The following is a 14252-nucleotide window of genomic DNA, read 5'->3' as shown; positions in this document are numbered from 1 at the left end:
GTCCAAGAGCAATAACACGGTTCATCACCTTTCATTATAGGCGAAAGGTAATAAAGGTGTCAACCTTAACGTAATGATCACTTTATTTATGCGAATCACAGTGCTTCTTTTTTCACCACCCAACAGGAGATGTAGAGCACAGGATCCATTATGATTTGTGCGAATCCGATAGGCTTGTCAGCGCACCGAGTCTGGTGCCTCCAAGCAGATGATAGTGCAGGTGATGGACGGTTTGTTCCCCATCTTTGCCGCAGTTATTAATCAAACGATAACCGGACTCATCGACCCCAAGGCGTTTCGCTGCTTCCTGTGCTGCCAGATGAACCTCACCAATCAGTGCTATATCATCTGCTGTCACATCATTCATGGAAGCAATATGTTTTTTCGGAATAACGAGGACATGTGTCGGTGCAGCGGGCTGGATGTCGTGAAAGACAACCACATGTTCATTCTCCAAAACTTTATTGGAGGGAATGCTGCCCTCTACAATTTTGCAAAACAAGCAATCCATTGTTCATACCCTCCTTTGATTTGAAGATTTATGTATGCCTCTCTATCATACCGTAAGTGAAAAGTGACGTCCAATCTCACATGAAAAATAGTTAAACTCAATAAGCTAGCCCCTTTGCTAGCATGCATTTCCCCCATACAATTCTCATTCACTATCGTTGATGAGTAGCACAAAAAAGGACCTTTCTACATCCAGGTAGGCAGCAGCATGTTGCCAAGATGAGAATGGTCCTCATGATTGTTTAAATCCTAATCCGACTTTCAGTCCTCCATTAATAATATGGCAGCAGTGTTAATGCAGTCAGCCCGATCAAGGGAAGCACCAGTCTGTTAAAACGTCTGCGACCATAACCATAGTATGGATAGGGATATGGATACGGGTAACCGTACCCCGGATAAAACCCACGAGCATGAGATACGGGATAACCTGCTCCCGGCATCGCGTTTGGTCCCCAATTTGCATGATGCGCGGCTTCAGGACCGACAGGCACTGCCAAATAAATCATGTCGTCATCCACATTTTCCATAATACCATCATAATGACTTCCATCCTTCATCTGTACACATACATAACGATGAATGTGTTCCTTACAGATCTTCTTTGCTTCCATCTTCTCCAATTCAGTACGCCTCCCTTATCGTGCTTCATCACCCTTTCATGGTATTCAGATCTGGGCGAATTGACACTAAAGGAACAGGGCAAAAAAAAGAAGCACCCCCTGAGCGGATTTCGAATGAAATCAGCTGCCGCGGACGTCTGACCGGGAAGCTTCCTGATCAAACGTCCGCCGGGGTACTTTACATAAGGTATGTCGGCTTGACTGTAGTATAACAGCTGGTTGAACCTGTATCTGTGAGGTAACTCACTCCATTTTACAAGATTCAACTTAAATATCCTCGTTTTACAGTCGAAGTAAGTCAATACCGATTCTCCGCTGTTAAAATCAGATAGCTTTATTAGCTTTCGGAGCAAGCAAAGAACATTTGTATATCAGAGACTCTCCAATACTACCCGTGAACCGCCTCCTGCTTCGCTCGCAGGAATAACAACCAGCTTGCGCGGCAGACGAGCCCTCAGTTCCGGTACGTGGCTGATGACCCCGACGGCCAAACGATCATCATGCAATTTCTCGAGCGATGTAATGACCGTATCCAGCAGATCCGGGTCCAATGTTCCAAATCCTTCATCCAGGAAGAAGAATTGAAGCGGGTACTGGCCGCGCAGCTGAATCTGTGCGGACAAGGCGAGTGCCAAGGACAACGAGGTCAAGAAGGTCTCTCCACCAGATAAAGTGGATACCGGACGCTTAACTCCGCCGTTGGCATCATCGCAGATGACAAATCCACCGCCCGAATCCACCTCGAGTGAATAGCGCTGCTTCGTAAGAAAACGCAAACGCTGTGAGGCAGCTTGGCTAACCTGCATGAGCTGCTCTTCTGCAATATACTCTACAAATGCATTGCCTCTGAAGGCTGCCTGCAGTTTGCTGAGCTGCTCCCCGTGATGACTCACTTCTACCCGTTTGTTCTCCAATTCGGTCCAGCGAACGTGACGCTGCTGAACATCTTCCAGATCCCGTTCTGCACGAGCCTTCGCACTTAGCGCAGCTTCATCCTCAGCACGTCGTACCTTCAGACGTTCAGTGCAGGCTAACCACTGCTCTTCGGACACTTCTGCTCCACCCAGCTTTTGCTCCAGTTCACGCAGCTGGGAAACCAGCTCACGTTCCCTTTCACGATGATGCTGAATCTCTGCTGCCAGTCGCTCAGCCTCATCTGCAGGAATCGCTGCCTCCAGAACGGCTTGTTCAGAGTCAAATGGAGATTGATCAAGCAATTGCTGCCAGCGTGCCTGCGCCTGTTCCAGATGCTCCGATGCTGAAGTCAGGGCCTGTCTGGCCATAACGTCTTGCTTGGCAGACTCCTGTTTCAGGTTGTCCGCTTCCTTGAAGCGCCGGGCCGAGTCGGCTGCTGCTTTTCGCAGCCCATCCAGCTGCGACTGCGTGACAGCGATGAGCTCTTCTACACGTTGTTCGCCCACCCACTGGCGCAGTCGTTCTTCCTTCTCGGCCAGCTGTTTACGGTTTCCCTGCCACTCGGTTTGCCACTGGATCAGCTGTTTGTCCAGTTCAACCAGCTTTTGTTGGAGGGACTGTACGGACTGTTCCTTTTCTTCCAAAAACGTGACACTCTTGTTCAGCCGTTCCTTGATGTCTTCGGCACGTGCATCGCGTTCCTGCATCACCTGATGAAGGGCGACAGCCTCCTCTGGGGCGATGCCGGGCAGTTCTGAGGCCCAGCGGCCTTGCAATGCCGCCGCTGCTGCCTCGCTTTCAGCCAGCTTGCGCTCCGCCTGGACGAGACCGGCACGGCCGGCCTCCTGCGCAGCTGCCGCCTCCATGCGGCGCTGCTGCGCACCCACAGCCGCCTGCTGCAGCGCGGCGGCTTGCGCCTGCACTTGCGTGGCGGCATCAGCCAACGCACGCGCGGTCTCGCGCAGCGCTGCGGCACGCGCCGCCCAGTCCGCAGGTGATTGCCCGTGTGCGGGCAAACCTGCGGGCTCTTGCTCCGCTGCCGCAGGCGCGGCCTCGGCTGCGGCCGGTGCTTCGCCGGCCGCGGCGCCAAGCTGCGTCAGCAGGCTGCGACGTTCGTGCAGCTGCTGGCGCAGCCCGAAGCGCAGCTCCTGCAGCTCTGCCTGCAGGCTGCGCAGCAATTCCAGGTCCGCATCGCCTGCGTGTGGACCTTCTCCCGGCGGCGCAGCCGGGAGCGGGTGGTGTGCGGAGCCGCACACCGGGCATGGCTCGCCGTCACGCAGCTCGGCGCGCAAGGCGGAGGAGAGCCGGTGCAGCTCCTGCTCGCGCATCGAGCCGCGCAGCTGCTCCTCCGCGCCGGCCAGCAGGCTTTGTTCACGTCCAATGTCCTGCTCACAAGCAAGCATGGCCTCCAGACCCGCCGACGCCTGTTCAATCAACAGCTTCCGCTGTTCTTTCAAGCGTTCCTCTTCGCCTATCGCTGCCTGAAGTTTACTTTCTGCCAAATGGGCAGATTGCTTGTACGCCTCCATCTCGGCCTGATTCTGACGCAGCTGCTCTGCTGCCGTATCCAGCCGATGCCGAAGCTCCAGCGCAGCTTGCAGTTGTCTTCGCTCCTCTGACTTGACTTCATTTGGCTTCAGACTTTCCTGCAATTCTTCCCGCCGTTTTCGTCCACGCTGCTGCAGTTCTTTTTCCTTCTCCAGCTGCTGGCCATGAACTTCCTGCTCAGCCTGTCCTTTCTCCAGAAGCTGCTTCAAACGTGCGCTGTCCTCCAGAAGACTGTCTCGTTCCCGCTGCAGCTCTTTGGCCTGTTCCAACTGCTCCAGCCGAAGCAGCAGCTTGGGTTCGCCCTCAGCCAGCTGTACACGTGTCGTTTCGGCCTTTTCTGCTTCAAGCACAGATAATCGTTCGTGTTCCACGGCTTGTTCATGTGCAGCAGAAGCTGCAGTTTGTCGCAGCTTATGCTGGGTAACTGCATCCCGCATCGTCTGAAGCGCGGGCAGTATGGCATCTGCTGAGCTCGACTGCTTCAAGCGCTGCTCCCCGGTTTCGATTTGCGGTTCGAGAGCTTTGAGCTTATGTTGTTCATCCAGACGCTTCTGGCGTTCATGACTTAATTCACGTATTTTACCCAGCTGTTCCGCTTCCTTCGCAGCTTCATCCAGTGTCTGACGGGAAAGCTCCGCATGCTTCACGGCCTCCTGCAGAAGACGTTTGGTTTCTTCCAGCGTTTCTTGACTTGCATTGCCAAGACCCTGCTGCTCTGCCAAGAGCGCTTGATGAACCATATCGTTATCCTTCACGCGCCGGCTAAGCTTAATGGCAAGCTGATCCCCGTACTTTTCCAAATGAAACAGCCGCTGCAGCATCTGGCGTCGTTCACTGCCTTTCAGCGATAGAAACTCAGCGAATTTCCCTTGAGGAAGCACTACAGCCCGCGTAAAATCATCCATTTTGAGCCCGATCACTTCTTCCACACAGCGGTTCACATCAGCTAGCTTGTCAGCGAGCACCTGTTCCTCTCCATTTACGGTCTCAATAAATTTACTGATCGTATTGCTTACCGATATTTCGTTATTTCGCTTAAAACGCCGTTCCACCCGAAATCTTCGCGCTCCTTCAGCTGACGACAGTTCGAAGGTAAAAGCGACTGCGAGGGCATCCTCAGCATGATTCATAATCCCCTGAGTTCCGTTAACTGCCCGCTCGACCTTTCCGTACATGGCAAGAGTAATGGCATCCAGCAGGGAAGACTTTCCGCTGCCCGTTGGGCCGAAAATTCCGAATAATCCGGTTTCCGTCAGTACCGTAAAATCAATCTCCTGAGCTTCACGGTAACTTTGCAATCCGGCCACTTTTAATAAAATCGGCTTCATCTTCCTTCGACCTCCTCACGCACACCTGGCTCGTCCTCGTCCACCAATTCAAGGAACAGCTGTACCAGACTGTCCTCCGGCTGTGCCCCGCCCGTCTGACGCTGATAGAACTTGCGGAACAATTCATGCACAGGCAGCTCGGAACGCTGCTCCAGCAATCCGGCAGCGGCCATCTCCGGATACACCGGACGGATATGAATAATGCCATCATGTGACTTGCGCAGCTGCTGGATCTCTTTGAGTGACATGGCATCGTCCAGCCACACTTCCATATCAATGAATGCTTGGGCGTCTCTTCCCTCTTCCAACCAGCGATACACCTCGGCCAGACCTCCGCGTGCCTTCCAGCGCACAAGGGGGCGTCCACAGGACAACAGCACTTCTTCTACATTCGGAGTTCCGCCTGGCGCCAAATCCACCATCGTTACAGATTTGCTCTGTCCTGCTTCCGAGAAGCTGTAGGCCAGCGGCGATCCGCTATACCGGATCACGCCGTCCCCTTTCACAGCCTGAGCGCGATGAAGGTGTCCAAGTGCTGTATATTGGGCACCGATCGATAGTGAAGAGGGATCTACGGTGTAAGCCCCGCCCACCTGAATTGGGCGCTCCGAATCGCTTTCAACCCCGCCCAGCACATATATGTGACTCATCGCCAAATTCACCGTATCCGGACCAAATGAGTTAGCCAGACGCTGCATGAGCATGCCAACCCGGCGGCTATAAGCTTGACGAAGCACATTTTCATCACCATCCGTGGTGAGAACTTCATTAAGCCTTGCCTCTGAAGGATAGGGCAGTGCAGCAATTTGGGCAGTCTCGCCTGTTCTAGGCGCATGAATAGTCACTGCTTCCGCCGTTGGCATACCCACAAGTGTAATCCCCTGTCTGTTTACAAGTGGTGTCACAGAGGCTACCCGTTCCGGCTGATCATGGTTACCTGCAATGACTACCAGTGGTCTCCCCCGCTCGGTAAGCCTGGCTGCCGCCTCGTAAAACAGCTGCTCTGCCGAAGCAGGCGGATTGACCGAGTCATACACGTCGCCAGCCATCAACACTGCATCAGCCTGCTGCTCATCTGCCAGTCTAACAAGTTCATCGACGAATTCTTCCTGCTCACGCAGCCTGCTTCTTCCTTCCAACGTTTTTCCCAAATGCCAGTCCCCGGTGTGCAAAATACGCATATTCCGTTCATCCCCTCTCCCTACAAAAACATAATCATAAGAGCGCCTAGTCCCAAATATTGGCATCTCATTCCTGAATGTCACTATCCAATGCGGAAACAAAGGGGACACCATCGTTTCTAAGAAACCGATTCGTCCCCTTCGTGACTTTCATCGTCAATCGCAAGCACATATAACGAATATATCTTCCGTTTCAAGCTGCTCCATTAAAGTTCTACAGCATGTCCACCATCAAAGAAGTACAGCCACTTTCGATCTACCTTGCGCCCCAAAATATCTTCAATCGCCCGGCCATACAGCTCCAGCTGAAAACGATAGTTTCTGGTCAATTCGTTTAATCCTCCGCGATGTTCCAGTACCCGGTCGGTTTTGTAATCCAGCAGCGTAAGTTCACCGTCCACCTGGTAGAGGCAATCAATGATCCCCTGCACAAGTACGGTTTCATTCTCGAGCGAAGCCTGTAGTCCGCTGTCTTCATCCAGGGATTGCATTCCCGCATTCGATGAAAGATGCTGCACCCATTCGGCGGGAGAATGCTCTGCTGGAAGTCCATAGATAAAAGGAATCTCCCGTTTTACCCAGTCAGCACGCAGCAGCTCGGTGCCTGGTTCCGTCTGAAAGAATTGAGCCAAATGTTCAGGTTCAATCACTTCGGCCTGATGAGGCAGCAAAATCTGAAGTGTAGTCAGTCTTGCAAGCGTCTGTTCCACAATCGCGGCATCCACTTTCGTTCCATCCAATGGTAAATGCTGCATCAGCGTATGATACACGGTCCCCCGCTCTGCCCCCGTCAACTGTTTCTCTTCCATAAACTTCGGGCGACGCAAATGCAATTTGAAGGAATGCTCATTCGAGCCATCCGTCCGTCCATGATGTGTCTTACTGACCTTATGTTCGGACTGCGGGTTTTCGAGAACCTCCGCATCATCCATTTGTCTTTCCAGCTCTTCCATCACATGTAGAGGTTGATGGTCCTGTATCGCAAGCATTGTCTTTAACTCTGAGACGGACGTGCTCGCAGCCACCTGGGTTGCCGCTTCATATGGATACGTCCATGATAGGCGCCGCTCAACGTTTTGCATCCATTCGGTTTCAGTTCCGACCCTATCAACCTTCATCTCATCTCGTGATGGCTCATCTGGTAAATCTCGATCTATCTCACCATGAATTGTGGAGGGGTATAAAATCACCGGTTTCACAGCTTGTAGAGCTTTCATTCGTTCTTGGCGAGCTTCTGCCAATTCGTCTTCCTCACCATGTTTTGAATCCACAAAAGTCTCCCTGGACACCCAATCGGCAGACAGGATGGAGATGCTCCAACGTGACTCATCATCCATCAGGCATGCAGCATAGGAATTTTGTACTCCAGCCAATTCGCGTAATGAAGCCGCCGACGGATGGCGAATTAGAGACGGTCCGATCCAATCCAGATAACTTCGTCCTGCCGCGAGCAGGTAATCCGGCAGAATCAGTTCCGAACTGTCTTTGATCTGTGACCAGGCGGCTGCCTTTTTGGCAGCATCCTTAACCGTCCCAACCAGAATCATTTTCTCCTTGGGCCGAGTCAGGGCAACATACAGTACCCGCATCTCCTCAGCCAGCAGCTCAAACTGGGCTCTGCGTCGAATGGCGAGATTAGCCAGTGTGGGATAAGCCACCCTATTTTCCCGATCCACAAATCTTGGACCGAATCCAAGCTCCTTGTGCATTAAGAACGGTGCATTCAGATCCTGCTGGTTGAACATTTTGGAGATGCCAGCCACAAATACAACCGGAAACTCCAACCCTTTACTCCGGTGAATGGTCATGATTCGGACCGCATTGTCCTGTTCGCCCGATCCCGCCACTGTTCCCAGATCCCCACCATTCTCACGAAGTCTGGAGACATAGGTCAAAAAGCGGAACAACCCCCGATTCGACGTCGATTCTTCATATTGACGCGCACGGTCATACAGGGCTTTCAGGTTGCTTTGACGCTGTATACCTCCCGGAAGACCACCTACCCAGTCCAAATAGCCAGTCTCCCTGTATATACGCCAAATGAGTTCACTTAGACTGCCTTGACGTGCCTCAAGCCGCCATTGCTGCAGCTGGCCCATAAAATGAATTAATTTCTGCTTTAATTCCGATCCTGCATGGGCTGAGTGCTCTCCTGGATCATGATAACCATCCTTTTCGATACCCTCATTCAGAGATTGCTGCTCAGATACCACTGACTCTGCTGTAACAGCGGCCTCTTGCTGGACCTGTTCCAGTTCTGTCCAGATTTCCGGCCATTGCATCTGTACTGCAGACGAATCATCATTGGTCACTTGCCCGATCTGAACAGCAGATACAACTGCATCATAGAAAGACTGCCTTTTATCCCCCAGACGAATTTGTGCCAAATCCTCTTCATTTAAGCCCACAATCGGTGAACGCAGGACTGAAGCGAGCGGAATATCCTGTCTTGGGTTGTCCACGATCTGAAGCAGGGATAACATGATCTCCACTTCCGTTGCCTGAAAATAACCCTTGCTCTGCTCCCCTCCGGCCGGAATTCCCTGCTGCCTGAATTCTTCGATCATTAACGGAGCCCACATCAAGGCAGAGCGCAGCAGGATGACAATGTCGCCGTAACGGGCAGGACGCATTGTTTTTAACGCCTTATCATACACATTCAACGCAGGCTGATCGGTATCGCCAACGATCTCCCGAATGCGCCGAGCCATGGCCCGTGCTTCCAGTTGAGCCGTTTCCAGTTCGGCACTTTCCAGTTCAGCCGACGCCAGGTGATCTCCATTTTCATCTACACTCTCACCCAGGTCCGGGCCTCCCCCTTGTCGGTCAATCAGAAGCAGTTCCGGCGTATAAGCTTCATCTCCCTCGGTTTCTGGTGGAAACGAAGCCCCATAGGCTAGCTGGGCCCGTTCGTCATAAGCGATCTCTGCTACGCCCTCATTCATGAGCTGACGGAACAGCATATTTACCGAATGAACCACTTCAGCACGACTACGGAAGTTACGTGCCAGGTCAATGCGTCTGCCTGCACGCGGCGTGCTTGCTTCTCCTTCATCACTTTGGGTGTCAGAGTTGTATTGACGGTATTTATTAAGAAATAGTCCCGGCTCAGCCAAGCGGAAACGGTAAATACTCTGTTTCACATCTCCTACCATAAAGCGATTACCTGGATTCTCCCTGGAAATTAGCTTTACGATATCTTCCTGAACGGTATTGGTATCCTGATATTCGTCCAGCAGCACTTCATCAAAACGAGCCCTGTATTCCATTGCTGCATCTGAAGGCATGGAGAGCTCTGGCGTGGAATCCTCATGACGCAAAATGTGAAGACAATAATGCTCCAGATCGCTAAAATCAACCTGCCCACGCTCTTGTTTGGCCAGCTTGTAACGTTCGCCGAACTCACTTACAAGTTTGGACAGTTCCTGCATGAGCGGAGCAGCCTGCTCCAGCTCCTGCCAGAAGGAAAATGCACTCCGGCCAAAGAGCGAGCCTTTCAGATCGGTGATTGCCTTTTTTGCAGCCTCCCGAAGTTCCTTCACTTGTTCCTGCAGCGCCGGATCGGTTTGATCCTTTTTGCAGGGTTTCAGCTTGCCAAAAGCTGCGGGCTGAAATACTTCAGGCAGTCTCTCCCATGGCATAACCTCCACGGCAGACAGGAGCTCCTCCACCATGGCCAGATCTTCCTTTAAGGTATCCGCATACGGTTTTGGCCCTTCCGGCTGTAACGCAATGCCAATGCCTTGACGCAAGAGTCCCGCTGCACCGCTCAGGGTAAGTGCGGCATCTCGTAAAATGCTCTGTACCCATGCTGAATGACCAAGGGCCTCTACGCTTTCAACTTGAAATGCAGATGCCATTTCGGCGAGCCAGTGATCGGGCCAGGAGTGACTGCGCGAGAAATCATACAGGCGCTGCACAAGCCGGTGCATGGCATCATCGTTCCGTTCACCGCTGAACCAGTCCACAAGCTCACGGAATGTGCTGCCTTCACCTTCTTCCCCGTATTTATCTTCAAACAGCTCTTCCAGGAGCTCCTGACGCAGCATTTCGGCTTCATTCTCGTTTAATATCCGAAAAGCCGGGTTAAGCGGTATTTGCTGATAGTAACGGCGAATGACTTCCATACAAAATGAATGCAGCGTTGTGATTGAAGCTCGCCCAAGCAGCGATAACTGTTTGCGCAAATGCTCCTCCTCAGGCTCTTCCTCGAGTGCACGTTCAAGTGCTTCCCGAATACGCTGCTTCATCTCAGCAGCAGCCGCCTTCGTAAAGGTAGCCACCAACAATCGATCCACGCTGAAGCCACGAGAAGGATCGGCTATTTTACGAATAATCCGTTCGACCAACACAGCAGTTTTACCCGACCCCGCTGCTGCAGCAACGAGAATGTCTTCACCACTCTGGGAAATTGCACTCCACTGGTCATCGCTCCAGAAGCTGCCTTCCGGTTTTGGCATATTCGTCATGACGTCTCCCCTCCCTTGTTGTGTGACAGCATGTCCCAGATTTGCTGTTTGCCTGGCTTGGACAACAGATTATATTCATTGCCTTCAATATTCTCATCAAATTGACAGACGGGTTTAAACGGACAGAATGTGCATGCAACCTCCTGCTGAATGCGGTAAGGCTCTATGGCCACATCCCCATCCGTAATGCGGGTCCCGATTTCCCGGATATTACCTCGAACAGATGCGAGCAGCGTGTCCCACTGGTCTGGCGTAGCTACCGCTGCGCTGCTATAGAAGCTGCCGTCCGCCTTGAGTGCAACAGGAATAATGGCCGAGTAGCCTTTATCCAGCGTGTTATCCATCTGTGCAATGGCATCACGATCTGCCAGAAGCAGGCCCTTCATTTTGAAGCGTTTCAGCAATTCCTGTCCCGCCTGTTCTGAGGTCATGCCGTTCGCAGATTGCAGCAATGGGTTATGCACATGGAAATACAATGTTCCTCCAGGCATCGCCGATTCTCCCAGCCACTCTTCGGCAGCACTAAGCAGCACTTCCAGATACGTAAGCATCTGCAGGGACAGTCCGTAGTACACTTCATGCAATTTGAGATCCGTCTGGCTCGATTTATAGTCAATAACCCGAAGCAAAAGTCCATTTTCTCCCTCGGCGACATCAACCCGGTCAATCCGGCCCACAATCTCCATCACACACCCGTTCTCCAGCTCGAAACGAAGAGGCGGCAAGGGTTTGCCTGGCCCAAAGTCCAGCTCAAGACCAATAGGTTCAAAACTCCCACGTCTCGATTGCTCACCCAAAATGACCGAAGCCCGGCTTACAATATCCTTCAGTTTGCGGAAAATGTAGCCGTAACGTTTCGTACTCAGCAGAATCTCGCCCTGAAGCTGAGGAGCAATCTGATCCACCGTTTGCTCCGCTTCCTTGCGGCATTGTTCCGGAGAGAGGCTGCCCCAGCTGCGGTTCTCTTCACGGAGTCGTATCGCCAGCTGACTCAGGGCAGCATGGAACAGCTGCCCAATGTCCGGAGCTTGAAGACGATATAGCTGACGCTCTTTCAAGCGTAATCCGTGCGAGGCAAAATGGGAGAATGGACATGCCACGAATCGTTCCATTCGAGAAACGCTTGTCCGCACCTCCGTGCCATACAATCGGCGGCTTGTCGAAGTGCGCAGTGGCAATGCACGATTGCGATAAAAAATGGAGCCCAGCAATCGCTCCAGCTGAGGTCTGAGGCTCTCATTCGTGCAGTGCCAGTTGTAGACCGACCACCAGAGTTCAGGAATCTCTTCACCCCTGCGCCATCTGCGCAGCTGCCCAATCAGAACCGACAGACTCTGCTCTGGATGAATAACGTAAGGCCAGTGAGCTTCTTCCAAACCCGTTACTGGCGGCTGTGCAAGAAGTGGCACTTCATTCAATCCGAACATCTTTCGTACATGTCTCACAATTTCCGAAGGCAAAAGCGTTTTGCCCTCATCATCAGCCACAGGGTAACTTAACCACAACTGCTTACTTGCAGCAGTCAAGGCGGTATAGATCAGGAAACGCTCGTCCAGCATTCGTCTTGTTGTTCCAGGTCCAAGGCCGAGACCTCTTTCGGTCAGCAGCTCCCGCTCCTGCTCCGTTAGCACGCCATCTTCCTGCGGCACAGCCGGGAGTTCACCGTCAACGGCTCCCAGAATGAATACATACTGGATATCCTGCAGGCGAGTCCGGTCCATGGAACCGACCAGCACCTGATCCAGCGCCGGCGGAACAAGTCCTAGCTTCAGCTCAGTCAACCCCGTCTCCATCAGGCCCGCAAACAGATCGATGTCCAGTCGTTCCGTTCCCATCATATCCACCATCTGGTCCAGCAGATCCAGGACAGCTCCCCACATCTGACGATGTTCCCGCGAACGCTCCGGGTCACCCTGAGCTGTTGCCTCAGCAGACATCATTTCGAGTTTCCAGGGAATTTCTGCGTCTTCGAGCAGTCCATATAGTGCAGCACACTGTTCTCTTGCCGTCTTGGCCTTGATCATGCGTTTCTCAAACGCAGCCATCGGATCCGTAATGACCGTTCGGCATTTTTCCATGAGCGACAGCATTTGTTCCCGCCCTCGGCTTCGGCCGTCTTGTCCATTGTCTTCCAGAGACAGACTCGGGACGTATTTCCAAGGCTTGCCGTCGGTCCAGCGGTATCCGTGAATTCCACACGCGAGTATATAATTTTCGAGCTGGTCCATATCTTCACGAGTGATGGAACCATCACGAGGAAGCAGCAGATCCGTTTTGACACAGCGAAATACATCTTCGTAACGCCAGCGGCGACGAACGACATCAATTGCAGAACGAATGAATTCCGAGAGCGGATGATGAAGCTCACTTCTTCTGCGATCCAGGAAAACGGGCACGTCATAGTCCCTAAAGAGTGGCTCGGCAATATCGGCATAGGCATCCAGCTGACGAACGAGTACGGCCATGTCCCGATAACGCACGCCTTCCTCCTGAGCCAATCTGCGCATTTCCCGCAATGCACCTTCCATCTCAGCCCTGCGATTTTCGGCTGCGTATAACTTCACGCCCGCATCGCGGCCATCACTTCTCCAACGAATCCGTCGGTCGAACCCAGACTCCAGATGGGCCAAACCAGGGCTGTGCTCATATCTTGGCAAAACAACCGGCTGCAGCACCATCGTTTCGCTCATGACTCCCAGATCCTCAGCCATACCCTTGAGCCGCGCATATGCGCTCGCTGTTGGATGGAACAGATCCAATTCGCTGGGGAGTGCGCCGTGATCATAAGGCCGATCCAAGGTCAACGTAATGGTTACTGAAGAGGACTGAAGCATCAGTCTTCCAATTACGCTCATTTCCTGTGGGGTAAAGCCCTGAAAACCGTCAATCCAGATTTGTGCATCCTGAAGAAGCTCACTCTCTTGCAAACGTTCGTTCAGTTCTGTCAGCGTGTCTTCATCATCGATGTAGAGTTCCTTTAGTTCCTGTTCATAATCACGATATATAAGAAGCAAGTCATGTAACTTGTCACCCAGGATCGGCGCTGAAGAAGATGTATTCCAATTAGAAAGGCCTTCTTCCAGCAAGCCGGGATCTAGTTCATAACGCTTAAACTCACTGTACAAATCATTCAAATGCCCTATAAAGCCCAATTGATTGCCCGAAGCGCCAAAAAGCTTCAACTCTTCCTTGCGCCGCTGTAATACTTTATAAAGCAGCATCTTTTTCCCCTCGGCTCCGATTGGAATCCGCGCAGACCCACCCGCTTCCTGCATGATACGATAGGCTAATCGGCGGAAACCCAATACTTCTGCACGCATGGTGCCTTTGATCGCGCCAGAAGAAACCAGAGCCTGCTCGGTGCGAAACGAGCTTTGTTCCGGAACCAACCATATGAGTGGTTTGCCTTGAGGTTCCTTTTGAAGCAAAGACGTAATTTCCCGGGTAATCAGCGTCGTCTTGCCGCTGCCTGCCCGGCCAATAATAAAGCGTACAGACATGTCTAATCCTCCAAACCATCACGAACAAGATTTTAATTCCCAGTATAACATACCTGACCTGGTTCGGAACATACGTTTGCCACAATCCGGTAAAGGCAAAATGATTTCCTGTAACACGAAACAAGCCCACAGCTTATTACACCGTGGACTTGTTTCTTAACAGCAACTTTTAACAAAATGC

General features: G+C 52.2%; 6 protein-coding genes. All 6 read right to left on the bottom strand.

The features are described from left to right. Nucleotides 1-148: 148 nt before the first annotated feature. Nucleotides 149-511: a histidine triad nucleotide-binding protein gene (locus AC3WQ3_RS03150; RefSeq protein ID WP_095289876.1), complete on the bottom strand. Its 363-nt coding sequence runs from the start codon at nt 509-511 to the stop codon at nt 149-151. A 271-nt stretch (nt 512-782) separates the two neighbouring features. Continuing rightward, on the bottom strand, nt 783-1121 hold the full coding sequence (locus AC3WQ3_RS03145) for a hypothetical protein (RefSeq protein ID WP_492471565.1): 339 nt from the start codon (nt 1119-1121) through the stop codon (nt 783-785). A 380-nt stretch (nt 1122-1501) separates the two neighbouring features. After that, nucleotides 1502-4921: an AAA family ATPase gene (locus AC3WQ3_RS03140; protein ID WP_492471447.1), complete on the bottom strand. Its 3420-nt coding sequence runs from the start codon at nt 4919-4921 to the stop codon at nt 1502-1504. Next, nucleotides 4918-6102: an exonuclease SbcCD subunit D gene (locus AC3WQ3_RS03135; protein WP_127537749.1), complete on the bottom strand. Its 1185-nt coding sequence runs from the start codon at nt 6100-6102 to the stop codon at nt 4918-4920. Before AC3WQ3_RS03135 ends, AC3WQ3_RS03140 begins: the two co-directional genes overlap by 4 nt. A gap of 206 nt (nt 6103-6308) precedes the next feature. Further along, on the bottom strand, nt 6309-10571 hold the full coding sequence (gene addA, locus AC3WQ3_RS03130) for a helicase-exonuclease AddAB subunit AddA (RefSeq protein WP_492471446.1): 4263 nt from the start codon (nt 10569-10571) through the stop codon (nt 6309-6311). Next, nucleotides 10568-14071: a helicase-exonuclease AddAB subunit AddB gene (gene addB / locus AC3WQ3_RS03125; RefSeq protein WP_492471445.1), complete on the bottom strand. Its 3504-nt coding sequence runs from the start codon at nt 14069-14071 to the stop codon at nt 10568-10570. Before addB ends, addA begins: the two co-directional genes overlap by 4 nt. Nucleotides 14072-14252 lie beyond the last annotated feature (181 nt).

The sequence above is a fragment of the Paenibacillus sp. FW104-T2 genome, assembly GCF_058789975.1.
This window is presented reverse-complemented; position numbering and strand designations above follow the sequence as displayed.